Origin of the sequence: Hymenobacter algoricola (assembly GCF_039539525.1) — a bacterium.
In the GTDB taxonomy this organism is placed as follows: Bacteria; Bacteroidota; Bacteroidia; order Cytophagales; family Hymenobacteraceae; genus Hymenobacter; species Hymenobacter algoricola.
On sequence record NZ_BAABDH010000003.1, the window covers coordinates 258,780 to 282,217 of the forward strand.

Below are 23,438 nucleotides of genomic sequence, written 5' to 3' on the forward strand. Positions count from 1 at the left end.
CCTTCTAGTACTGCCTTGCCCATGCATCTCCGCTCCGCCACCGCCGCCGATCTGCCCGCCATTCTGGATCTGGTGCGCCGGGTGGTGCCGCTGATGCAGGCCGCCGGCAACCGGCAGTGGACCCTGGACTACCCCAACGAAGAGGTTTTCCGGCACGACATCAGCCAGGGCCACCTCTGGGTGGCGGAGCGCGAAGGCCACGTAGCGGCCGTGGCCGCCCTCACCCACAACGCCCAGGACCCCGAGTACGCCCAGGCCGACTGGGACTACGCCGAGCCCGCCCTGGTCACCCACCGCCTCGCCGTGGACCCCGCCCAGCAGGGCCACGGGCTGGCGGCGGCTTTGCTGGAGCAGGCCGAAGTGCTGGCCCGGCAGCAGGGCCTGCGCGTGCTGCGGGTGGATACCAACTCCGAAAACGCGGCCACCCAGCGGCTGTTTCCGAAGCTGGGCTACCGCTTTGCGGGCGAAATAACGCTGGCGTTCCGGCCCGGCCTGCGGTTTTTCTGCTACGAGAAGCGGCTGGCGGACTAAACCGGCTGTCATCCTTACCTGGCGTCCGCTTGCGAAGGACTTTCCTCTGCGTCTCTGTAAAGTCTTTTCAACGCACAAAGCCCTTTACCGCCGCAACGGTAAAGGGCTTTGCTCATGTAATACCGCCTCCGGGAAAGCAGAGGAAGGTCCTTCACTCCGCGTTGCTCCGTTCAGGATGGCAAACGCGTTACTTCGTCACGGCTTCCGGGGTGGTCAGCTCGGTGAAGAGCTCCACGTAATGGTCCCGCTCGGAGAGGACGGAGAACTGGTCGAGCACGGTTTTGCGGCCCTGACGGCCCATTTCCTCGCGCTTTTCCTTGTCCTTGATCAGCTGGCCGATCTTGTCGACCCACTCGTCCACGCCGTCGGCCAGGAAGCCGTTGACGCCGTCCTGGATGATGTCGGAGTTGACGCCCACCGGCGACATGATGGTGGCAATTTCGAGGGCCATGTACTGCAGGCCCTTCAGCCCGCACTTGCCCTTGGCCCACTCGGTATCGGGCAGGGGCATGATGCCCACGTCGATTTCGGAGAGGTCCTTGATTTCGGTGTCCTTCTTCCAGGGCAGGCCCACAATGTCCAGTTCGGCGTTGCGGTAGGTGCCGTCGCCGATAACCTTGAAGTAGACCTTGTCGCCGTAGAGCTGCTTTACCTTGCGCAGGGCGGGCAGGGAGGTTTCGAAGTGCTCGATGGTGGTAAACGAGCCGCTCCAGCCCACGCACACCTTGTCGCGGGGCGGCAGGGCCATGCGGTGGTACTCGTCGGTGTCGATGGTGGTGGGCACGATGCGCACGTTGCCGTTGAACTGCCGGGCGTAGTTGGCCAGGTACTCGTTGCCGGCGAAGATCATGTCCGACACCTTGATGATGTCCTTGGTCTTGTCGGCATTCTTGAGGAAGGACAGCATCTTGTTGCCCGCCGACACGTTCTGCAGCCAGATGGAGTCGTCGAAGTCGAACACGACCTTGGCGCGGGAGTTGGCAAACAGCTTCTCGAAGAAGGTGGTGCCCGTCATGAACGCCTCGCGCTGGATAAAGATGATGTCGTACTTACCGGCATTCACGGCGTTGCCCAGGCGCTTGAGGCTGCTCTTAACAAAGATACTGAGCTTGCCCACGTAGTTGCCGGGGCTGTAGAGCACCTTGTCGTCCTCGGGCGAAATCAGGTGGGAGTACTCGCACTCGAAGCCGTGCTGGCGCAGGTAGTCGAGGTACTGCTCGAAGCGGAAACGCTGGGACGGCGACCGGTCGGGCCGGTGCATGGCAACAAAAAGAACTCGCTTCATGGCAAAAACTGTCGGTTATAAAACTGTCATCCTGAGCAGAGCGAAGGACCTTATTGCGGCTGAACGATGCGTTGTAGCGCGGGTCGTTCTAATCCCATAAGGTCCTTCGCTTTGCTCAGGATGACAGCGATTTTAAAGGCTCAGGCAGGTCAGGATCAGTCTTCCAGCCACACGGGCGGCAGCTTCTCCATCACTTCGATGTTCTCGAACTTGCTGCTTTTCTTGATGCCGGTTTCCTTGGCCCAGTCCACCATCTGGTCGAGGCCCTCGCGCAGGGTGGTGGCGCGGTCGGTACCGAAGATGCGGTGCGACTTGGAGTGGTCGGCCCAGGCAATCTGGACTTCGTTGCGGGCATCCACGTGGCGGATCATGCCTTCGAGGCCCATGCTCTCCATGACCGTCGTGGCCAGCTCGTTCACGGTGTACTCCTGGTCGGCCCCCACGTTGATGACCTGACCGTAGGCGGCCGGCACGTTTACGCAGTTGGCAATGTGGGGAGCAATGTCGCCCACGTAGCTGAAGGCGCGCTTCTGCCCGCCGTCGCCGAAGATGGTCAGCGACTTGCCCTGCATGAGCTGGTTCATGAAGATACCGACCACGTTGCGGTACCGGTCGCCAAGGTTCTGGTACTCGCCGTATACGTTGTGGGGGCGGAAAATCACGAAGTCGAGGCCGAACATCTCGTGGGCGCACTTCAGGTCCAGCTCCACGGCGTACTTGGCCACGCCGTACGGGTCTTCGGGCTGGGGCGTCATGTCTTCGCGCATCGGCGGCTCCAGGGCGCCGTAGGTGGCAATGCTCGACGTGAACACGAAGCACTTGATCTTGTGCTTGATGGCCTCGTTGATGAGGTTGACGCTGCCGACGAGGTTGTTGTTATAGTTGAAGCGGCGGATGAAGTGACTCAGGCCCTCGGCGGCGTAGGCGGCCAGATGGTACACGTAGTCGAACTTGTGCTCATCGAACAGCTTGCTGAGCAGGTCGTGGTCCAGGATCGAGGCCTTCACGAAGGTCGCTTCGGTAGGCACGTTTTCCTCGAAGCCCCCGCTGAGGTCGTCGAGGACGACCACTTTGTGGCCGAGTTTGAGCAGTTCGCGGGCTACGTGAGCACCAATAAAACCGGCACCACCGGTTACGAGAGAAGTCGTCATTGAGTAAATGAGTAGTGTTGTCAGTCAGCATTCGGCCCCGGCCGGAAAGCGGCACCCCAGTTGGGCGCGGTGCTTTTCCCTACGGAAAACGGGCTTAGTCCGGCCAAAGCATGTCGGGCAGCTATACTGCCCGAAGCCGGTTAAGTTGCCGCAAATATCGGGATAAATTGACGAAAGTGGATAACCCACCCGGGAAAAGGCTGGAGCGGCCGTTTGGGCTACCAGGCTAAAAGTCAACCGAAACCCGGCTATTTCCGGGCAAACGGCCATTGCTGCCGGCGGCGGCTCCACAGCAGAAACACGAGGATACCGGTGCCGATAACGGTGAGGCCGGAGAGCATAAACGTGGGGCCCGTGCTCCAGAACACGAGCAGCCACACCACCACTGCCAGCACCACCGGCAGCGGGTAGAGCGGCATGCGGAAGGGCAGGTGGGCCGTACCTTGCCGACGCCGCAGCAGCACCAGCCCCACGGCCTGCCCCACGAACTGCACCAGAATCCGCATGGCCAGGATGGCGGTGATGACCTCGCCGAGGCGGAAGAGCAGGCTGAACACAAAGCCCAGGCCGCCCAGAATCAGCAGCGACACGTGGGGGAAGTGCTTGGTAGGGTGGGTTTTGGCAAACAGCGGCAGAAACTCGCCGTCGGCGGCGGCGGCGTAGGGAATCCGGGAGTAGCCCAGCAGCACGGCAAACAGGGAGGCAAACGCCACCCACAGCACCAGGGCCGTGGCCCACTGTGCCGCCAGGGGCCCATAGAGCTTCTCGACGAAGGTGCTGACGATAAACTCGGAGTGCTGGGCCTGCTGCCAGGGAATAACGGTGCCTACGCTCCAGTTGAGCAGCAGATACAGCGCGGCAATGCCCAGAATGCTCAGGAAAATGCTGCGCGGAATGACTTTCTGCGGATTCTTGATTTCGCCGCCCAGGTGGCACACGTTGTAGTAGCCCAGGTAGGAATAGATGGTCTTGACGGCGGCCTGCCCCATGGCCGCCGACAGCAGCAGGCCCGGCAGCGCCGAAAAGCCGCCTGCCGGCAGCCAGGCTACGGTATGCTCGGCGTGGGTGAGGCCGCCGAAAATCAGCCAGCCCATCAGGCCCAGCACGCCCACCCACAGCATGACGCCCAGCTTGCCGATGTCCTCGATGCGGCGGTAGAGCAGGGCAATGAGCAGCAGCACCACGATGCCCGACACCAGTTTGGGCTGCCACCATTCCGTCAGGGGCACAAGGTAGCCGAAGTACTGGGCAAAGCCGATGGCGCCCGAGGCTACCACCAGCGGGGCTTGCACCAGCGTCTGCCACACGTAGAGAAACGACATCAGCCGGCCCCACTTCTTTTCGCCGTAGGCCAGCTTCAGAAACCGGTAGGAGCCGCCGGCCTCGGGGTGGGCCGCGCCCAGCTCACTCCAGATCAGGCCGTCGACCAGGGCCAGGCCCGCGCCCACCAGCCAGGCCAGCAGAAAGTAGGGGCCCATCATGCCCATCACCAGCGGCAGGGTCACGAAGGGGCCGATGCCGACCATGTCAATCATGTTCAGGGCCGTGGCCTGCACCAGGCCCAGGTTGCGGCGGAGCGGAGCGGCGGTAGGCGTGGTCGTGGCAGCTTCGGTAGGGGTGTCGGTCATAGGGGCGTAAAAGTCGGATAAAAGCCGATTGTTCCATGCCCGCTGCCAACTTCCCTTTGCCCAGGCCCGTACCACGGGCAACTAACTCCCTTTTCTATGGCCGGAACTTCTTCTTCAAAACTAGTCGTGTACGGGGCCATCGGAGCTAATCTGGCCATTGCCGTTGCCAAGTTTGTGGCCGCCTTTTTCACCGGCAGCTCCGCCATGCTCTCCGAAGGCATCCACTCAATGGTGGATAGCGGCAATGGGGTGCTGATCCTGTGGGGGCTGAAACGCGCCGAGCAGCCGGCCGACGCCACCCACCCCTTTGGCTACGGCAAGGAACTGTACTTCTGGACGGTTATCGTAGCCGTGCTCATCTTCGCGGTGGGCGGCGGCATGTCGCTTTACAAGGGCTGGCAACACATCCAGGCCCCTACGCCCCTCTCCGACCCCACCTGGAACTACTGGGTGCTGGGCCTGTCGGTGGCTTTCGAGTGCATTGCCTGCTTCCTGGCCTTCCGCGAGTTCAACAAGACGCGCGGCGACGCCGGCTTCTGGCGGGCACTGCGCGCCAGCCGCGACCCGGCCGTGTACGCCATTCTGCTCGAAGACCTGGCCGCCCTGGTCGGGCTGGTTATTGCCCTGGCCGGCGTGTTTTTCGGGCATCTGCTCGGTAATGTCTACCTCGATGGGGCCGCCTCCATGGCCATTGGCGTACTGCTGATTGGCATGGCCGTCTTCATGCTCAAGGAAACCCGGGGCCTGCTGGTGGGCGAAGGCGTAGACGCCACCACGCTGGCCAGTCTGCAGGCCCTGGCCGCCGCCGAGCCAGCCGTGGCCGGCATTCAGCCGCCGCTTTCCATGTACCTTGGGCCCCAGGACGCCTTTCTGGCTCTGGATGTGCGTTTTCGCAAAGATTTATCGGCCCAGCAGATGGAAGATGCGGTACTGCACCTGGAGCGGGCCATTCGGGCCAAGCACCCCGAGTTCAAACGCATCTTCGTGGAAGCCGAGTCGTTTGCGCCCGAGCACCGCACTGCTTCCTAGCCGCGCTTTTGTCCGTGCCATCCCGTTTCTTTACGCTTCACCTTCGCCTGTTCCATGTCTGCCGGTTCTTCTAAAATTGCCATTTACGGGGCCATCGGGGCCAATATTGCCATTGCCATTGCCAAGTTTGTGGCGGCCTTTTTCACCGGCAGCTCGGCCATGCTGTCCGAAGGCATTCACTCCCTGGTCGATAGCGGCAATGGCGGCCTGATCCTGTACGGGGTGAAGCAGGCCGAAAAGCCCGCCGACGCCCGCCACCCGTTCGGGCGCAGCAAGGAGCTCTACTTCTGGGCCCTTATCGTGGCTGTGCTGGTGTTTTCGGTGGGCGGCGGCATGTCGTTCTACGAGGGCATCGAGCACCTCAAGCACCCTGCACCCATCACCGACCCCACCTGGAACTACTGGGTGCTGGGCCTCTCGCTCGTGTTCGAAAGCATTTCCTGCTACCTGGCGTTCAAGGAATTCAACAAGAGCCGCGGCGACTCCGGCTTCTGGACGACCCTGGGCCGCAGCAAGGACCCGGCGGTGTTTGCTATTCTGATGGAAGACCTGGCCGCGCTATTCGGGCTGGTCATTGCCCTGGCGGGGGTATATTTCGGGCACCTGCTCAACAACCCCTACCTGGACGGGGCCGCCTCGATCTGCATTGGCGTCCTGCTGGTGACCGTAGCCATCTTCCTGATCTACAAGACGAAGGGGCTGCTGATCGGTGAGGGCGCGGATGCCGAAACGCTGGCCTCCGTCAACGCTATTTCGCAGGCCGAGCCGGCCGTGGAGCACATCCGCACGCCGCTGACCTCCCACCTGGGGCCGGCCGACGTGGTGCTGGCCCTGGACGTGCAGTTCAAGCGTGACCTGACGGCCGTGCAGGTGGAGGAAGCCGTGGACCGGCTGCAGGATGCCATCCGGGCCAAGCATCCGGAGTTTAAGCGTATTTTCATCGAAGCCAAATCCATTGGCCACAAGCAGCGGCACACCGAATCCGCCCGCTGATTCTGCTCCGCTTGCTACTCTCCCACCCCCGCCTACCCCCGATGCTCAGGCGTCGGGGGCTCACCTATGAAAACCCGTGCGTATGAGTTCTGCCAGTCCCACTACCCGCTTGCCGTCTGGTAATCCCTTCCGCTCGTTCTGGATGGGGGGCTACGAGTGCACCGACCAGCTCAACACCTTTGGCAACCGGGTTGATTTTCTGACCCTGACCGGCCACCTGCAGCTTATTGACGAGGATTACCAGGACCTCGGCCCGTTCCACATCCGCACCGTGCGCGAAGGCATTCGCTGGAGCCAGGTGGAAAAGACGCCCTACCACTACGACTGGAGTACCGTGCAGGTGCTGCTCGACGCCGGCCGCCGCCACGGTATCCAGCAGGTCTGGGACCTGTGCCACTTCGGCTACCCCGACGACCTGACGCCGCTGCACCCCATGTTTGCCCGCCGCTTCGCCCACCTGTGCCGGGCTTTCGTGGACTTCTACCGCCAGCAGCGCCCCGACGAGGTGCTCATCGTGACGCCCATCAACGAGGTGAGCTTTATGAGCTGGCTGGGCGGCGACGTGCGCGGCACCTCGCCCTACTGCGTGGGCCAGGGCTGGGAAGTGAAGCGCGGCCTGATGCGGGCCTACATCGAGGGCGTGGCCGCTCTGCGCGAAGCTGATCCCGGTATCCGAATCCTGACCACCGAGCCGCTGATTCACATTGTACCGGCGCCGGGCTCATCCCGCACCCACCGGCAGCGGGTCGCGGAGTTCGACAGCAACCAGTTTCAGAGCGTCGACATGCTGGCCGGGCGGCTCTGCCCCGAGCTGGGCGGGCGCGAGGAGTACCTGGACCTGCTGGGCTTCAACTACTACTACGACAACCAGTGGCAGCTGGAGCCGCGCCAGACCCTGGGCTGGGCCAATGAGGACCACGACCTGCGCTTTCGCCCCCTGAGCTTTCTGCTGACCCGGGCCTGGCAGCGCTACCGCCGCCCCGTGGTGCTGACCGAAACCAGCCACCCCGGCGTCGACCGACCCGCCTGGATAGACATGATCGGGCGGGAGTGCGCCGCTGCGCTGCGGGCCGGGGTGCCCCTGTTCGGGGCCTGCCTCTACCCCATCATCGACCGGCCCGACTGGGATTATCTGGACCAGTGGCACCGTTCCGGCCTCTGGGATGCCGACCTGCAGCCCGACGGCTTTCCGCAGCGGGCGTTGTACCAGCCCTACGCCGACGCGCTGCACAAGGCCCAGCGGACGGTAGAGGTGGCCCTGCCGGTTACGGTTGGGTTCCCGGAGGTTTCGCTACTTTAGCCTCATGTCCCAACCCACCGCCGCCGATACCGCCGCCCTGCTGCGCCACTTTGAGCGTTCCTTCGCCGACTCCACGCTCACCACGGCCGAAGCCCAGGACCTGCGCCGCCGGCTGGCGGCCCACGGGCAGCAGGGCGCGGCCCTCGAGCAGCTGCGCCACCAGGTATTCGCCATGGCCCGGGAGCGGTTCAACTCATTTCAGGACAAGGCCGCCGTTCAGTGGCTGGAGGCGGCTAGCGCCCTGCTGCTGCCCACGGTGGTGCCCTCGGGGGAGCAGGGCGCTCTGCCGCACACGGAAGTTTTTTTCAGCCCCGGCGACGCGTGCGTAGACGCCATCCGGCAGTTTGTCGGGCGGGCGGCCCACCGGCTGGAAATCTGCGTGTTTACCATCTCCGATGACCGGATTACGGAGGCGCTGCTGGACTCCCACCGCCGGGGCGTAGCCGTGCGCCTGCTCACCGACAACGACAAGCTCCTCGACAAAGGCTCCGACATTGAGCAGCTGCAGGCCGCCGGGCTGCCCGTGCGCGTCGACCGGACGGCCAACCACATGCACCACAAGTTTGCCCTGGCCGACAACCGCCGCGTGCTCACCGGCAGCTACAACTGGACCCGCTCGGCCGCCCTCTACAACATGGAAAACCTGCTCATCACCGACGACCGGGACGTGGTGCGCCGCTACACCGAGGAGTTTGAGCAGCTGTGGGGTAGGATGGCCGAGCTGACCTAACCCCGGAAAACGGATTTATTGGCCACAAAAAAAGCCGCTCTGTATGCACAGAGCGGCTTTTCTGGGATGAACATCAGCCTATTTGGCTTCTTCCTGCACGGCTGGCGCCACGGCCGAAGGCCGGCGAATAAGCAGCTGCTGCTTGGTGGTGGTAGCGCCCACGGTCAGGTTCAGGTTGTAGTCGCCGGCGGGCAGGCTGGAGAAATCCAGGGTCTGGTGGTGCTGGCCCGACGCCTGGCGGCGATAATCCGACACTTTTACGGCAATGCCGCGCTGGTCGTAGAGCACCCAGCCCAGGGGCATGTCCTGGTTGAGCTGATAGGCCATCTGCAGCACACCGTTGCTCGGGTTTGGGTACACGCTCATCTTGTTGGCACCCACGGCAAGTACATTGCTCATGTTGGCCAGCAGCGGCGGGGCCGTTTCTACCACGGGCGTAAGCTTCCACTGCTGGTTGTCCTTGCCCGAGTAGCGCCACTGCTGCAGCCCGCCGTCCGTCGAGTCTTTGTAGGTCAGGCTTTTCCGGCTGTGCCGGGCAATGACCTTCACAAACCCTTCGCCGGTGTCTTCGATCTGCCACATCTGGTTGTTGCCGCTGTAGTAGGGCCACAGCTCCATCTCGGCCCCGTTGGAGGTCGAGCTGCCCAGCACTTCCAGCACTTTGTTGCCGCCGGGCACCATCAGCCGGTAAAAGCCGCTGCCGGCATTCTCCACGCGCCACTGCGCCGCTACTTTGGGCCCGCTCTGCTGACCGGGAATGCGGCCGGTGCGCGTTTCGTCGGTTATTTCCAGGGTTTTACCGCTGGAGCGCACCGACAGGGTGTATACTCCCGGCGTTATCACCACCGGTCCTACGGGCGCGGGTTTGGGAGCCGGCTCGGGCTTGGGCTCCGGCACGGGCTTGGTGCGCTTTACTTTGGCGGGGGCCGCGGCTACTACCGGGGCCGGGGCCGGGGCCGCCTTGGGCTTGGCGGCTACGGGGGCCGCCGGGGCGGCGGCCGCACGCGGGGCCGGAGCGACTTTAGCCGCCGTAGGCGTGCTGGTTACGATGGGGTCGGGGGTGAGGGGCGAGCCAACGGGGTACAGATGCTCGGAGGGAATAATCTGGGGCGCCTGCCCGGGCGGAATCCATTGCAGCTCCACGCGGGCGTCGCCGTCCTCGTCGTAGTACTCCAGCTTGATAGTGGTTTTCTCGCCGGCGGCCATGCTCACGCTGCCGCCCACGTTATTGCCGCCACCGTTGCCATCCCAGGTATCAATAACCTTCTTACCGTTCACCCACAGCCGCAGTCCGTCGTTGGAAAGGATAGAAAAGCTGTAGCGGCCAGTGGCCGGCGCCGAAATCAGGCCTTCCCACCGCACCGAGAAGTTATCGACGGGCAGGCCGGGCGCCGGCGAGCCCAGGCCCCACTGAAAGTCCACCGTGGAGTCGAGGCGCTTGAGCACCGGGGCCCCGGCCAGACTGCCGTTGGCAAAGTAAATGGCCGTCAGGCCAGTGCCGGCGCTGGCTACCGGGGCGGCCGCTACTGCCGCCGAGGTGCTGGCCGGGCCCGAGGCGGCCAGCGAGGCGGAGCCCGCCAGCATCCCGCCGGTAAGGCTCAGGCCAAGTACAGAACAAAGTAGAGCGTGTCGCACGGGATGGGTAGAGTTGGATGAACGAATCAGGCGAAAGTTACAACAGTTCGGCGCGGGTTGCCAGCTATTGCCCCGGCAATTGGAGTTTTATCGGACCGATACCAGGACAATATAAACCATTCCGGCCGTATATGTCGCACGCCCCAGCAGTTCCGGTTTTTCCGGGGGAGGGGGCTCCGACGGCGGCAGGCGGCCGCAGCAGCGGGCGGGGCGCCCGGATTTTGGCTACCTTTCCCGCCCTACGTCCGCCCCTGCCGCTGCTATTCTGCTTTCGCCCCTGGGCCCGGTGAGTCTGACCGGCACCGACGCGGGTCTGGCCGCTGTTACCTTCCTCGAGGAGGCCGTAGCGGCTACTCCCGCGGCCCACGTTCCCGACTGCCTGCGCGAAGCCCGGCAGCAGCTGGCCGCTTACTTTGGCCGGGAGCTGCGCGCGTTCCGCCTGACGTATGATGTGGCCCGGGGTACCGACTTTCAGCGGCAGGTGTGGGCGGCGTTGCGGGACGTGGACTACGGGCACACCGCTTCGTATCTGGAAGTGGCCCGACAGCTGGGCAACCCCGGGGCCGTGCGCGCCGTGGGGGCCGCCAATGGGCAGAACCCATTGGGAGTTGTCTGGCCCTGCCACCGCATCATCGGGGCCAACGGCACGCTGACGGGCTACGCCGGTGGGCTATGGCGCAAGCAGTGGCTGCTGGCCTTCGAGCAGCCCGCCCAGCAGGCCGAGCTGTTTTAGCGGCGCCCGCCCAAGCCCGGTTCCCCGGCGGTTCCTGCTCTTGGGTAGCAGCTGTTAGGCCCCGACCATTTTCAGCAGCTCCTGGTAGATGACGTTGTGCTGCCAGTATAGCTGCAGGACCATGGGTGCATGCTTTTTGCCGGGCAGCACCGTGAACTTGGGCTCCCGGCCCAGCTGCCGCAGCCGCTGGCGGAACTTCTCGCTGCTGTGGCTGATGGACGGGTAGGTTTCGCCGCCGATGAACAGCATAAAGGCCGGACTGGCCGCCGTGACGTGGTACAGCGCCGACGTGGCTTTCCAAACTGCCGGGTCCTTACCGAAGGGAATCAGGTACTCTTCGTCGCCAGCGTACTGTAGCTTTTTGAGGTAGTCGTACATGTCGAGGCCGGCGGGGTCGTCGAGCAGGACGCCGCGCACGGGGTTCGGAGCCAGGCCCCGGCGGGCCAGCAGCGCGTTGTCGGTAGCCAGCAGCGCGGCCAGCCCGCCGCCCGCCGAGTGCCCCATCAGGAACAGCCGCTGCGGGTCGCCGCCATAGTCGGCAATATGCTGCACCACCCAGGCCACGGCGCGGGCGCAGTCGTCGGCCATGGCGGGCACCTGCACCTGGGGCGCCAGCCGGTAGTTGATGACCACGGCCACCACGCCCTGCTTGGCCAGCCGCCGCCCGATGAAGGAGTAGAAGTCCTTGCTGCCGCTGTTCCAGCTGCCGCCGTGAATAAAAACCACCACCGGCCGGGCCGTCGCCGACTTGGCCCGCGGGGCATATACGTCGAGGCGGTGACGCTCGGTATCGAAGTCCGGATCGGCGGCGGGCACGTAGGCGAGGTCGGCGGTGCGGCGGCTGGGCCGGGCCACCGCGTATTCGTTGGTGCCGAGCAGCACCACCACCACCAGTAAGAAGGCTGGCAGCACCAGCAAACGAGGAAAACGCATAAAGACGGCGAAAAGACCACGGACCGGCACCCGGCCCGGGGCATATACCGGCCAAACCGCCGAAACGGATTGCCCGCGCCCAACACCCGCGCACGGCGCCGGTTGCCGCCGGCCCTGTTATATTTGTCGGGGGCCCGCCCGGGGCGGCTCCGCTTCCCTGTTTTTTTTCGTTTTAGCCGTTTTCATGAAATATTCCCTGTTGGTGCTGGCTCTGCTGCTGGGGCTGGGCAGCCACTCGGCGCAGGCGCAGCGCAAAACCAAGGTCAAGGTGAAGAGCGGCGCACCTGCCCCCGACAAGGCCAGCCGCCTGCTGCCGCTGTTCGGCGGCCTGAGCGCGGCCGAAGCCGAAAGCGCGCTGGGCACCGCCTTCCTCGACAACGTTGCCCGCAGCTTTGCCTCCCGCACCGAGGCCAGCGCCTTTTTTGCCCGCAAAGGCTACGAGTACCTCAGCGAAAACCAGCCCGACACGGCGCTGTACCGCTTCAACCTGGCCTGGCTGCTCGACCAGAAAAACCCCGACGTCTACCGCGGTCTGGGCATCATCAGCAGCCGTCAGCCCACCCCCGACGAGTCCATTGGCCTGCTGGCGCAGGGCCTGGCCCTGGCGCCGACCAGTGTAGCCATCATGAGCGACCTGGGCGCCAGCTACCTGATCCGCTACGAGCAGACCAAGAAGAAAAAGGACCTCGACCAGGGCATGACGCTGCTCACCAAAGCCACGGCCGCCGACCCCGGCAATGCCAACGCCTGGCAGCAGCTGGCCCGCGGCTATTTTTTCCGTGAGCAGTATCCTCAGGCCTGGGAAGCCGTACACAAGGGCCAGAACCTGAACATGGCCAGCATCGACTTCGAATTTATCAGCGAGCTGCAGGCCAGGCTGCCCGACCCGCAGGGCATGTTCAAATAAATCTGGAGCGCGCCCGTTAGGTATCGGCACAAGCCGGTTCGGGCGCTGGTCCCGTGTCTCACCTTTTGCCGCCGCCCGTGAAGTACCGTCCTATTCTGCTCAGCACGCTGCTGCTGACCCTGCTCTCGGCCCACGCCGCCACCGCCCAGGAAGGGGCCGAGCGACGAAAGCGCTACTACAACTCCCAGGCCCGCCCCTACTACCGCGGGCCGGTACGCTTCACGGTGGGCGGCGGCGTGGCCCTGTACAATGGCGACCTGGCCGAAAACGTGGCCAATAACTTTCCCGGTCCCAGCGTCAGCCTGGGGCTGCTGTACCTGGTGCGGCCGCACCTGGTGGTCGGCGGCGAGTTCACCTACTTTCAGATTGGTGCCAAAGACCAGGCGCCCGAGCGGGGCCTGTCGTTTCAGGGCCGCAACGAGTCGCTGGTGGCCTTCGTGCGCTACGAGCTGCTGCGCGACGAAAGCGAGTTTGCCGGGGCCCGCCGCCCGGCGGCCCTCGTGAAGCCTTACCTGAAGGCCGGCGCGGGCTTTCTGCTCTACAACCCCAAAGTATACCTGGGCAACCAGCGGCCCGCGGGCAACACCGTGTACCTGACCCCGGAAGTAAACGACTACCCCGCCACGGCCCTCGTGGCTCCCGTCGGGCTGGGCTTCGACTTTCGGCTCACCCCCAAAATCGGGGCGGCCCTGGAAGCCACCTACAACTTTACCTCCACCGACCGGCTCGACGACGTCAGTGCCCGGGGCAACCCTAACTTAAAGGATGGCTACGGGCTGGTGGAGCTGAAGCTGGAATATTCGCCCTGGGGCCGCTAAGCAGCCGGCCAACCGGGTTGCACTTAGACACCCAAAAGCCGCGAACCTGTCAGCAGGTCGCGGCTTTTGCTTTACCGGCCGGCAGGCTTACCGGAGCGGCCAAAAAAAAAGGCCCGTCATCATCTGACGGGCCTTTTCTGATTTAGCGGAGCAAGCTGCTGGCTATTCCTTCACGAAGCGCTGACGGAAGGTCGTCAGGCCGTCGCTTACGGTCAGCGTATACATCCCCTTGGCCAGGCTGGTTACGTTGAGCTGGCCGTTTTCGAAGCGGGCTCCGTTTACCACGGCGCCGCGCACGTCCATCACCTGCATCGATACCACAACCGCGTTGTTGGGCAGCGTGATGTTCAGGCGGTCGGTAGCCGGGTTTGGATACAGCTCAAACTGATTCGAGACAGTGGCCGAGCCGCCGCTGATGCTGGCAAAGGCCGCCCCCCCGGTGATGGTCACGCTGTAATCTTCGGTTTCGCCGTAGCTGTAGGAGTTGCAGCTGGTGGTAGCCGAGTTGTCACTCATCACCACGCGCAGGCGGGTTTTGCCATTCTTGGCCGACACCGGTACCGTAAAGGAGCCCGTGCGGGTAGCCGCCGAAGTGCTGGCGGCGGCGTTTACCACCAGTTCCCCAGCATCGGTGAACAGGCCGTTCTGGTTGTAGTCGATGTAGACTTTGAAGTACTCCGAGTAAGCCGAGCCTACGAAGCCCGCGCTGAAGCTGATAGTCTGCAAGGTACCCGCCGTCAGGCTTGGAGCCGTCAGAGCCGTGCCGTTGTAGTAGCCGGCATCCGCGGCCGAGGTCCGGACCAGGGTACCGAGCTTCACGTAGTCGATGAACTCGTAAGCTACGCTCGTGCCTTTCGAAGCGCAGTACGTTACGCTGGTGGGAGGAGGCGTGCCGCCGCCATAGCCAGCGCCCACGCCTACGGCGCTCCACGCATTGGTCACCGCAATTTCCTGGGTCGAACCCGCCCCGTAGAGGTCTTTGGCCGACTGAATAGAAGAGGTCCGGGCGGCGGCGTAGTTGCTGGAAGCCGTCAGGTACACGGTTTCGGTGCGGTAGGCAATCTTAGCCGCAGCGTCGATACCGATGCCGGCTACGCTGAAGGCAGTGCCTTTGTCATTGGTGCCGCTGCCACCAACCGACAGGCGGTAGAACCAGTGGTTGAGTACGCCCGAGTTGGTATGCACTCCGCCGTTGTCGCCGGAGCCGGCGTACCAGTACGTGCCCTGGTAGGTGTCGGGCTGGCTTTCGGCGTTGGGGTTGCTCATCGAGCGCAGCGAAGCCCGCACTTTGTCGATGTCTTCGCCAATGAGCCAGGTTTGCTTGGTGGGCGCCTTGTAATATTCCACGCAGGCGCCCCAGATATCGGAGAAGCCTTCGTTCAAAGCCCCCGACTCGTAGGAATACGTTAGGTTAGCCGTGCTGGAGCAGACGGCGTGGCCGATTTCGTGGGCGGCCACGTCCAGGGCCGTCAGCGGGTCAAAGCGGCTGGCCCCGTCGCCGTAGGTCATGCGGGTGCCGTCCCAGAAGGCATTTTCGTAGCCGGCGCCGCCGGGCACGTCGTCGAAGTGCACGTAGCTCCTGATTTTTGCGCCGGCGTTGTCGTAGGAGTTGCGGGCGTGCACGTTTTTAAAGTAGTCGTAGGTGCCCTGAGCGCCCCAATGCGCGTCGAGGGCGGCGTTGTCGAAAGCTGTGTTGTTGTACTCCGTCCAGCTGTTGTCGGCATCAATGAAGTCGACAGCGGCGGTGTAGCTATTGCTTTTGCGGCAGTTGTAGGTTTCAATGCCCAGGCCGCGGGTCAGCTCCCGCAGTCGGAAGCCGCCGGTGGCGGTTTCCGTAGCCCCGGTTTGGGTGCCCGAGTACTTGGTGGCAAACGTGCCGGTAGCGGCGACGTGCTTGATGATATTGTCCTGCAATACCACTTTGCCCGAGTGGGCGTCCACGTAAATGTAGGCGCGGCTCACGGGCTGCTGGGCGTAGACGTTAAACTTCCAGGCCAGCGTGGGCTTACCTTGCAGGGCCGCGTCGCGACTCAGCTCGTTGCGCACGATGACCAGCTCACCGTGGGGCCGGTAGGTGGCGCCGGGGTCATTGCTGGTAGCTTTCAGCCCGGCTTCCTCGGCCGCGTCCTGCCACATGTATTTTCGGGCGCCGACGAACGACAACGCGCTTTTCAGGGCGGCGTCGGCGCTCAGGGAAGGTGTTACGTTCAGGTTGTTGACCCGCTCAAACTCCCCACTGATGCTTTCCACATTGCCCTGACGGGCGTGCAGCGTGTAGGTACCGTGCTCTACTTTCACGCCTTTGTAGTACTGCTCGTACTTCTCGTGCACAAAACCTAGCTCGTCGGCGTCCGTTTTAGCCTGCACCATCTGGTCGTTCTTGGTCAGCTGCAGCTGCTCCCGCAACACGGTGGTGGCCTCGCTCAGCTTGTAGGCGTTGCCCCCACTGCGAAACTGCACCAGGAAAGGGGTGCCGTTGTCATTCATGGTTTTCGTTTGGACCCGGGAGTAGTCCTGGGCATAAGCACCGGAAGTGGCCAAGCCACCAAGCAGCAGCAAGGCTGCAGCAGAGTATTTTTTGGTCATAAGAAGTGAGGTTGGGCTGTGGGAAAGAAGTGAGTGACGACTCAAGGTGAGCCGAGGACATCCAAGGTAAGTAATTTGCAATTTTTACCTTGTATCAATTCGATATTGTTTGTTAACCACAATAATAATTGACAATATTTTAAAATATATACAAAACAAGATAATATATAATTTAGCTCCAGATCAAACAATCCGGTAATACTGCACCCTGCCAGAAGCGTCGGACTACCCCCAAATCTTACACCTTCTCACAGCTGAGCTTCGGCTCTTACTATTTCGCCACATGAACAACCGCTGGAATCTGAAAGGAAAAACTGCGCTGGTAACGGGCGCTTCCAAGGGCATCGGGGCGGCGGCGGCGGCCGAACTGCTGGGCTTCGGCGCTACCGTGGTGGCCGTGGCCCGCACCGCCGCCGACCTGGAGGCTCAGGTAGCCGACTGGCGCGCCCAGGGTTTCGACGCCCACGCCCTGGTAGCCGACGTGAGCCGGCCCGACGAGCGGCAGGCGCTGCTGCACGCCTTCAGCCGGCAGTGGCCCAGGCTGGATATCCTGGTGAACAACGTGGGTACCAACATCCGCAAGGCAACGACGGCCTACAGCCCGGAGGAGTACCAGCACATTATGAGCACCAACCTCGAATCGGTGTTTGGCATGTGCCAGGCAGCCTATCCGCTGCTGCAGCAGGCCGGGGGCGGCAGCATCGTCAACGTGGCCTCGGTAGCCGGCCTCACCCACGTGCGCACCGGCGCCCCCTACGGCATGAGCAAGGCCGCCATGGTGCAGCTGGGCCGTAATCTGGCCGTGGAATGGGCCCCGGACCACATCCGGGTGAACACCGTGGCGCCCTGGTACATCCGCACACCGCTGGTAGCGGGCGTGCTCAGCAACGAAGATTTTCTGCGCGACGTGCTGGCCCGCACGCCCCTGAAGCGCATCGGGGAGCCGGAGGAAGTTGGCGCGGCCGTGGCCTTTCTGTGTTTGCCGGCGGCGGCCTACGTTACCGGCCAGTGCCTGAGCGTCGACGGCGGCTTCACGGCCAACGGCTTTGGGTGAAGTCCGGCGCCTTGTCATTGTAAGCACACAAGACGAAGCCCGGCCCGACCGGCATTGCAAGGTCGCGGGCTGAAGCAATCCAGTCGGAGCAGCAACGCAAGCCCTGGCAAAGCAAAAAGCCCCGGCGTGCACGCACGCCGGGGCTTTTTGCTTTGCCAGGGCTTAGTACATAGCAGCGGATGGAGTACTTCCCTGCGTTTGCACCGACAGCTGCCCTGCCCGCACTAACATTACGAAACGGCAACGACGCGCTGCAGGGCTTCTTCGTAGCGGGCGAAGGAGCCTTCGGCGGAGGCCAGGTATAGGAAGGGCTCAATCAGCTCCAGCTCCATGAGCAGCAGCTCGCCATCGGCTTCCACGCCATCGACGCGGGCGTAGAGGCAGTCGGGCGCGAACCGGGCCGCTAGCTGGTCGGCGGTGGCCAGCAGGTGGGGCGGCGCCGCGTGCGGCTCGATGTGGCCGCCCAGGTAGTGCTGCACCCGGAAGTCGCCGGATTTGGGCGTCTTGAGCACGCAGTGGCTGAATTGCCCGCCGAGGTAGATAAACGACCATTCGCCTTCGGTCTGGATCTGGGGCAAAAAGGGCTGGGCCAGAAAATCCTCTTCCTGCAGCAGCAGCTCCAGGCTCTCCACGGCGGCGTGGGCCTGGGCCCGGTCGAGGGAAAACGTGTTTTTGGCCCCGCCGCTCACCGCCGGCTTCACAATCAGCTGGTCGGTGCCGAGGGCGGCAAACAGCGCGTCGGGCGCAAAGCGGCTGCCGCGCGGGAGCCAGTGGGTGGGTACAATACGGGCCCCGGCCTGCGCCATTTCCAGCAGGTACTTCTTGTCGGCATTCCAGCGCACCCGGGCCCCGGGATTCAGCATGGGCACGCCCAGGGCCGCCATCCGGTCCAGCCAGGCGTAGAATTCCTGCACCCGGTCGAAATAGTCCCAGGGCGACTTAAGTACCACCACGTCGTAGCCCGGCCAGTCGACGGCGGCATCGGTCCAGATTTCGGGGGTGACGCGGTGGCCCTTCGCGCGCAGAAAGCGGGTGAGCAGGGCATCCTCATCTTCGACCGTGGGCGCGGCGTACTGGGCCAGGCTCTGGCAGGTAACCAAGGCAATATTCATGGGCAAAGTGGTAAAGCAGGCGGCAGTAGCCCGCCAGGAAATCAACTGATACGGTGGAGGGCGCCGGGGGGCTAGCGGGGCAGGACCAGGTAGTCGGCGGCCAGGGTGGCCAGGGTTTTCACGCCCAGCGTCAGCCCGCTTTCGTCGATGAGGAAGCCGGCCGTGTGGTGGTCGGCGGTGGTAGCCGGGTTCTGGCCCTTGGGCATGCCGCCCACGAACAGGAACAGGCCGGGCACTTTTTCCTGGTAAAAGGAGAAGTCCTCGGCCCCGGTTACGGCTTTCTGCTCACTCACCTGCGCGGCCCCGGCCACGGCGCGCAGCGTGGGCAGCATCCGGGCCGTGAGCTTTTCGTGGTTGAAGGTCACGGGCACGTAGGGCTCGATGGTGACCTCGGCGGTAGCGCCGGCACTTTCGGCAATGCCCTTGGCAATGCGCTGCACCGCGGCCCAGATCTGCTTCTGCACCGTGGGGTTCAGGGCCCGGATGGTGCCGGTCAGCTCGGCATCGGGCGGAATCACGTTGTAGCGCACCCCGGCGTGGATGGTGCCCACCGTCACCACGGCCGCGTCGTCGATGAGCTTCACCTCCCGGCTGACGATGGTTTGCAGGCCCATGATGATCTGGGCGGCCGTCACCACCGGGTCCACGCTGTTCCAGGGGTAGGCGCCGTGGGCGCCTTTGCCGCGGACCTTGATGGTAAACCGGTCGGAGCTGGCCATTTCGCCGCCGGGACGATAGCGCAGGGTGCCCACTTCCGTCTGAGCCTGAATGTGGACGCCGAAAATGGCGTCGACTTTGGGGTTGTCGAGCACGTTTTCCTTGACCATGAGCTTGGCGCCGCCTTCCTCCCCGGGTACGGAGCCTTCTTCGGCGGGCTGAAAAATGAATTTCACGGTGCCCGGCAGGTCCTTTTTCACTTGGCTCAGCACCTCGGCCGCGCCCATGAGCATGGCCACGTGGGTGTCGTGCCCGCAGGCGTGCATCACCCCCACCGGCTGGCCCAGGTAGGTGGTTTTGACTTTCGAGGCGAAGGGCAGGCTGTTGGCTTCGGTGAGGGGCAGGCCGTCCATGTCGGCGCGCAACGCCACCACGGGGCCGGGCTTACCCCCGCGCAGGATGCCGACCACGCCGGTGTGGGCCACGCCGCTCTGCACCTCCAGCCCCAGGCTCCGCAGATGCGCCACCACGATGCCGGCCGTCCGGATTTCCTGGTTGCCCAGCTCGGGGTGCTCGTGCAGGTCGCGGCGCCAGGCTATTACCTTAGCTTCTTCCTGGGCCGCGAGCCTGGCAATGCGGGCATTGAGGGCGGCATTCTGGGCCCGCAGCGGAGCCGCAGTGGTCAGCAGCAGAGCGGTGGCAAGGAAAATCTTCATCGGGAGCAGGGTAAAAGCGCGGGTAAAAGGTACGACGCCGGCCGCCATTCGCCGCATCCGGCCGCCAGCCGCTATTTTTGCCTTACTTTCTCCTGACTTCCCCGCATGCTGCTTTCCCGCCGGGCTCCTCCTGCTTTGCCGACTGACTTTCTGCGCTGGCCTGCGGCCTGGGCCCGCCCGGCGTTCCGGCGCCGGCTGCTGCTGGGCGGGCTGCTGCTGCTGGCGCTGGCGGCCTGGGTACCCTCCTACTTCGCCTACCTGCAGGCCCGCCCCGGCGTGGTGCTGCCCGACCCGCTGCTGGCCGGCCTGCCCGCCCACGACGTGTCGGTGCCCACGTTTGCCCTGATTTACCTGAGCATCGGGGCCACGCTGGGCTACCTGCTGCGGCGCCCCGGCCTGCTGCTGCACAGCCTGTGGGCCTACCTGCTCCTGCACGCGTTTCGCACGCTCACGCTCTGGCTGCTGCCCCTCGACCCGCCCGCCGGCCTGCTGCTGCTCCACGACCCGTTTGTGGACCGTTTCCTCTACGGCGGCCCCACCCCGATTACCAAGGATCTGTTTTTCTCCGGCCACACGGCCACGCTGTTTCTGCTGGCGCTGTCGGTGCGGGGGCGCGGGAAACGGGGGCTGCTGCTGGCGGCTACCGTGGCCGTGGGCGGGCTGGTGCTGGTGCAGCACACCCACTACACCTACGACGTGCTGGCCGCCCCGTTTTTTGCCGGCCTGAGCTACTGGCTGGCCGGGCGGCTGGTGCGGCCGGCTACCGCGGCCTGACGCGGCGGTAGCCGGCCGCGGTATTTTACTTTAGATACTTCTCGTAGATGCCGGCGGCAATCTTTTCCGTCATGGCTTTGGGCACGAAGCTGGTGAGCTTAGCCGAAATCAGGTTCAGGGCGCCGGGAATTACCTCGGCCTCACCGGCCAGCAGGCCCGCCACCCCGATTTTGGCCACCTCGGCGGGCGTCATGGAAAGCTTGGCGGCTTTTTCCTGCAGGCCCGCGCTCATCCCGGCGCGGTCGGCGAAGTCGGTGGTAGTGGCCCCGGGGCTCAGGCACGTCACCGACACGGGGGAGTCGCGCAGCTCGTAGCGCAGGCCGCGGCTGAAGGTGAGCAGAAACGCCTTGCTGGCCGCGTAGAGCGTGAGCGTGGGCACGGCCTGGTAGGCGGCCGTGCTGGCCACGTTCAGAATATAGGCCTGGGGCTGCCGCCGCAGCTGGGGCAGCAGGTGGTGGGTCAGCTCGGTGGGCAGCAGCATGTTGAGCTGGAGCATGTTCTGCTGCTGAGCCAAAGAAAGCTCCTCAAACCGCCCCCACAGGCCGTAGCCCGCGTTGTTGACCAGTACCGCCAGCGCCGACGTGCGGGCCTGCGCCCACTCGGCGAGGCGGGCAGCGGCCCCGGGCACGGCCAGGTCGGTGGCCAGTACCTGGGCCTCTACTTTATAGCGCTGCCGCATCTCGGCGGCCAGCTGCTCCAGCTGGTCTTCGGAGCGGGCCACGAGCAGCAGGCTGTAGCCGCGGCCGGCCAGCTCCAGGGCCAGGGCCCGGCCAATGCCGCGGGAAGCCCCGGTAATAAGCGCGTAGGACATGGGGAAGCGTTGATTATGAAAAGCGGAAAAGGATGAAGACGGGACAGAAGCAGTGCGCTTCTCATGCTTTCCGCCTCCCTGTATTTATTTCACCAGGTGCAAAAACCGCAGGTAAAACGGCGTGGCGCTGCCCGCGTGCTTGGGGTCGTACTTGCCGCTGATGATGGGCACGTACATCACCCGGCGGCGCGACACCTCGCCCACCAGCGGGGAGCGGGCCACGCGGTGCCACATGCGGCCGTCGTGCACGGTCAGGTCGCCGGGCTCGGTCTCGACGGCTATTTCCTGGTCGTCGGGGCCCACGTCCTTGTAGTACTTCTTGCGAAACAGCATTTCGCGCAGCGGCTGCTGGTGGGTGCCGGCCAGCAGGCGCAGCCCGCCGTTGGTGGCCGGCGTGCCGTCGAGGTGGACGCCCACATTCAGCATGGGGCCGATGCGCTTGCCGTAGAATACGTCGCGGAGCGAGTCAGTATGCCAGCCCATCTGGCTGAACTCCGAGCCCGTCACGTTCACGTAGTGGTTGATAACCAGGCCGTCCTTTTCGTTTTCGCCCACGCGGCCACCGGGGGCTTCCAGCAGCGGAAACAGCGACTTGAAGCGCGGGTCCTGCAGGAATTCGTGCAGCACGGGGCTGTAGTGGGAGGCAAAGGCAAAGCGCTGCACGATGGGCGTGCCGTCCACGTCCCGGCCGTACTTGATGGGCACGCCGTTTACTTTCTCCAGGCCCGCGGCCAGCCACTGCGCCTGCACTTCCTCGGAAGCGCGCAGAATGGCCTGAACCTGCTCGGGGGTGAGAAAAGGGCGGAAATGCAGAAAGCCGTGCTTGCGAAAAAACACCCGCTGCTCTTCCGTAAGGCTGCTGCCGAGGGTAAAGCGGGGATAATCCGAGTGTGGTGACATAGAGCAAAGGCGGTTATTACATAACGCCTATCGGCGACAAAGATACGATTGCCGCGCCCGTACCAGGCACGGATGCGCAACAGGTTGTGAACATAGACGCTGCCGGGCGCCCGAAACTTTAATAAATGGCCGGCCGGCCGGGCCGAATGCGGGAACCAACCGCCAATCGTGGCCCCGGGTTTACGGCAGTTGCGTATCTTAGGGGCAATGCCCCGCCTTCCGCCGCCCCGAATCTGTCTTCAGCGCACTGCCCGACTGGCCCTGACCGGCCTGCTGCCCCTATTGTTGGGCGCCGCCCAGATTACCACGGCCCGCCTCGTCCCCTTCCGCCGCGGCGACAAGTGGGGCTACGCCGACCCCAGCCGCCGCCTGGTGCTGCCCCTGCTCTACGACGAGGCCGGTCCTTTCGTGAATGAGGTAGCCTGGATCCGGCAGGGCCTGCTGTACGGCTACATTGATGGGGCCGGCAACGCCATTACGCCCGTGCAGTTCAGCCGGGCCGGCAACTTCCACCGCAACCGGGCGACCGTGGCGCTCAACGGGGAAACCTACGACCTCGACACCAGCGGCAACCGCCTGCGCACGCCGCCCGAGCCCGAGCCCGAAAGTGACTTCCTCACCCAGGGCGACGTGACCCATAAAGATGGCAAGGTCGGCTTCCGCTTCACGGTGGGCACGGCCGTGGTGCCGCCCATCTACGACGAGATTCGCGAAAACTACAACGGACTGCTCTTCGTGCGCCAAGGCCCGAAGTGGGGCGTGCTCAACGACAAGGGCAAAGCCGTGCTGCCGCTGGAGCTGGACGCCATCCGGGCCACCGAAGCCACGGGCTTCGAGCAGCCCGTGGTGGAGCAGCAGGGCCGCTTCGGCTACCTGGCCGCCGACGGCCACCTGCTGGTGCCACCCAAGTACCAGGCCGCCGAGCCCTTCGTGGAAGGCGTGGCCCGCGTAACCACCGTCGATGGGCAGGTCGGCTACGTGGACGACCGCGGCCGGGAGTTTTTCGAGTAAGCTGGCCTGGTTGTCAACCGGCTGACGCTCGAAGACTATATGTATAGTCCCAGCGTGAGGTGGGTCGGGTCCTGGGTAAAGTTAACGGGGTTTTTCTGCCACTGGGCACACACAAATTCATGTGGCGTGAGGCCGCGTAAGGTC

At 64.2% G+C, this 23,438-nt stretch carries 21 protein-coding genes; 11 read left to right on the forward strand and 10 right to left on the reverse strand.

The annotated features are described in order from the left end of the window. The first annotated feature begins 21 nt into the window (after positions 1-21). Complete coding sequence (locus tag ABD842_RS01705; RefSeq protein WP_345109172.1) at positions 22-531, forward strand: GNAT family N-acetyltransferase; 510 nt, start codon at positions 22-24, stop codon at positions 529-531. A gap of 187 nt (positions 532-718) precedes the next feature. Here the strand turns inward: ABD842_RS01705 and ABD842_RS01710 are convergent, their stop codons facing one another. The 3 genes from ABD842_RS01710 to ABD842_RS01720 all read right to left on the reverse strand — a co-directional run bounded on the left by ABD842_RS01710 (position 719) and on the right by ABD842_RS01720 (position 4,595). Further along, positions 719-1,816, reverse strand: a complete 1,098-nt coding sequence (locus ABD842_RS01710; RefSeq protein WP_345109175.1) for a glycosyltransferase family 4 protein — start codon at positions 1,814-1,816, stop codon at positions 719-721. 155 nt (positions 1,817-1,971) lie between these two features. After that, on the reverse strand, positions 1,972-2,967 hold the full coding sequence (locus tag ABD842_RS01715) for an NAD-dependent epimerase/dehydratase family protein (RefSeq protein WP_345109177.1): 996 nt from the start codon (positions 2,965-2,967) through the stop codon (positions 1,972-1,974). Between the two features lie 248 nt (positions 2,968-3,215). After that, positions 3,216-4,595 carry an APC family permease gene (locus ABD842_RS01720; protein ID WP_345109180.1) on the reverse strand — a complete coding sequence of 460 codons (1,380 nt, stop codon included), beginning with the start codon at positions 4,593-4,595 and terminating at the stop codon, positions 3,216-3,218. Between the two features lie 96 nt (positions 4,596-4,691). Between ABD842_RS01720 and ABD842_RS01725 the strand changes: the two genes are divergently transcribed. The 4 genes from ABD842_RS01725 to ABD842_RS01740 all read left to right on the forward strand — a co-directional run bounded on the left by ABD842_RS01725 (position 4,692) and on the right by ABD842_RS01740 (position 8,647). After that, positions 4,692-5,624, forward strand: coding sequence for a cation diffusion facilitator family transporter (locus ABD842_RS01725; protein ID WP_345109183.1), 933 nt, complete (start codon positions 4,692-4,694; stop codon positions 5,622-5,624). A gap of 54 nt (positions 5,625-5,678) precedes the next feature. Next, complete coding sequence (locus ABD842_RS01730) at positions 5,679-6,617, forward strand: cation diffusion facilitator family transporter (protein ID WP_345109186.1); 939 nt, start codon at positions 5,679-5,681, stop codon at positions 6,615-6,617. A gap of 82 nt (positions 6,618-6,699) precedes the next feature. Continuing rightward, complete coding sequence (locus ABD842_RS01735; RefSeq protein ID WP_345109189.1) at positions 6,700-7,917, forward strand: amine oxidase; 1,218 nt, start codon at positions 6,700-6,702, stop codon at positions 7,915-7,917. A 4-nt stretch (positions 7,918-7,921) separates the two neighbouring features. Beyond that, positions 7,922-8,647 carry a phospholipase D-like domain-containing protein gene (locus tag ABD842_RS01740; RefSeq protein ID WP_345109192.1) on the forward strand — a complete coding sequence of 242 codons (726 nt, stop codon included), beginning with the start codon at positions 7,922-7,924 and terminating at the stop codon, positions 8,645-8,647. Positions 8,648-8,725: 78 nt separating this feature from the next. Here ABD842_RS01740 and ABD842_RS01745 read toward each other — a convergent pair whose 3' ends face one another. Then, positions 8,726-10,231, reverse strand: coding sequence for a PA14 domain-containing protein (locus tag ABD842_RS01745; protein ID WP_345109195.1), 1,506 nt, complete (start codon positions 10,229-10,231; stop codon positions 8,726-8,728). A gap of 316 nt (positions 10,232-10,547) precedes the next feature. On the opposite strand from ABD842_RS01745, the gene ABD842_RS01750 reads away from it, so the two are divergent. Further along, positions 10,548-11,015: a methylated-DNA--[protein]-cysteine S-methyltransferase gene (locus tag ABD842_RS01750; RefSeq protein WP_425553132.1), complete on the forward strand. Its 468-nt coding sequence runs from the start codon at positions 10,548-10,550 to the stop codon at positions 11,013-11,015. A 54-nt stretch (positions 11,016-11,069) separates the two neighbouring features. Here ABD842_RS01750 and ABD842_RS01755 read toward each other — a convergent pair whose 3' ends face one another. Then, entirely contained in the window at positions 11,070-11,948 is an 879-nt protein-coding gene (locus ABD842_RS01755; RefSeq protein ID WP_345109201.1) for an alpha/beta hydrolase, read from the reverse strand. A 184-nt stretch (positions 11,949-12,132) separates the two neighbouring features. Here ABD842_RS01755 and ABD842_RS01760 point away from each other — a divergent pair, with 184 nt between their 5' ends. Continuing rightward, a complete protein-coding gene (locus ABD842_RS01760) occupies positions 12,133-12,855 on the forward strand; it encodes a tetratricopeptide repeat protein (protein WP_345109204.1) in 723 nt (240 codons plus the stop codon). 77 nt (positions 12,856-12,932) lie between these two features. Next, positions 12,933-13,673 carry an outer membrane beta-barrel protein gene (locus ABD842_RS01765; protein ID WP_345109207.1) on the forward strand — a complete coding sequence of 247 codons (741 nt, stop codon included), beginning with the start codon at positions 12,933-12,935 and terminating at the stop codon, positions 13,671-13,673. A 162-nt stretch (positions 13,674-13,835) separates the two neighbouring features. On the opposite strand, the gene ABD842_RS01770 is transcribed toward ABD842_RS01765, so the two are convergent. Further along, positions 13,836-16,259 (reverse strand): M4 family metallopeptidase, encoded by a 2,424-nt coding sequence (locus ABD842_RS01770; protein WP_345109210.1) that lies wholly within the window; start codon positions 16,257-16,259, stop codon positions 13,836-13,838. Between the two features lie 283 nt (positions 16,260-16,542). On the opposite strand from ABD842_RS01770, the gene ABD842_RS01775 reads away from it, so the two are divergent. Then, entirely contained in the window at positions 16,543-17,313 is a 771-nt protein-coding gene (locus tag ABD842_RS01775; RefSeq protein WP_345109213.1) for an SDR family oxidoreductase, read from the forward strand. Between the two features lie 230 nt (positions 17,314-17,543). Here ABD842_RS01775 and ABD842_RS01780 read toward each other — a convergent pair whose 3' ends face one another. Continuing rightward, positions 17,544-18,425 carry an ATP-grasp domain-containing protein gene (locus tag ABD842_RS01780; protein WP_345109216.1) on the reverse strand — a complete coding sequence of 294 codons (882 nt, stop codon included), beginning with the start codon at positions 18,423-18,425 and terminating at the stop codon, positions 17,544-17,546. A 71-nt stretch (positions 18,426-18,496) separates the two neighbouring features. Then, positions 18,497-19,798 carry an amidohydrolase gene (locus ABD842_RS01785; protein ID WP_345109219.1) on the reverse strand — a complete coding sequence of 434 codons (1,302 nt, stop codon included), beginning with the start codon at positions 19,796-19,798 and terminating at the stop codon, positions 18,497-18,499. 105 nt (positions 19,799-19,903) lie between these two features. Here ABD842_RS01785 and ABD842_RS01790 point away from each other — a divergent pair, with 105 nt between their 5' ends. Beyond that, on the forward strand, positions 19,904-20,572 hold the full coding sequence (locus tag ABD842_RS01790; protein ID WP_345109222.1) for a phosphatase PAP2-related protein: 669 nt from the start codon (positions 19,904-19,906) through the stop codon (positions 20,570-20,572). A gap of 25 nt (positions 20,573-20,597) precedes the next feature. Here the strand turns inward: ABD842_RS01790 and ABD842_RS01795 are convergent, their stop codons facing one another. Both ABD842_RS01795 and ABD842_RS01800 read right to left on the reverse strand, forming a co-directional pair. Continuing rightward, complete coding sequence (locus ABD842_RS01795) at positions 20,598-21,383, reverse strand: SDR family NAD(P)-dependent oxidoreductase (protein WP_345109225.1); 786 nt, start codon at positions 21,381-21,383, stop codon at positions 20,598-20,600. Between the two features lie 84 nt (positions 21,384-21,467). Further along, positions 21,468-22,283: a phytanoyl-CoA dioxygenase family protein gene (locus ABD842_RS01800; protein WP_345109228.1), complete on the reverse strand. Its 816-nt coding sequence runs from the start codon at positions 22,281-22,283 to the stop codon at positions 21,468-21,470. A gap of 207 nt (positions 22,284-22,490) precedes the next feature. On the opposite strand from ABD842_RS01800, the gene ABD842_RS01805 reads away from it, so the two are divergent. Continuing rightward, complete coding sequence (locus tag ABD842_RS01805) at positions 22,491-23,294, forward strand: WG repeat-containing protein (protein WP_345109231.1); 804 nt, start codon at positions 22,491-22,493, stop codon at positions 23,292-23,294. Positions 23,295-23,438 lie beyond the last annotated feature (144 nt).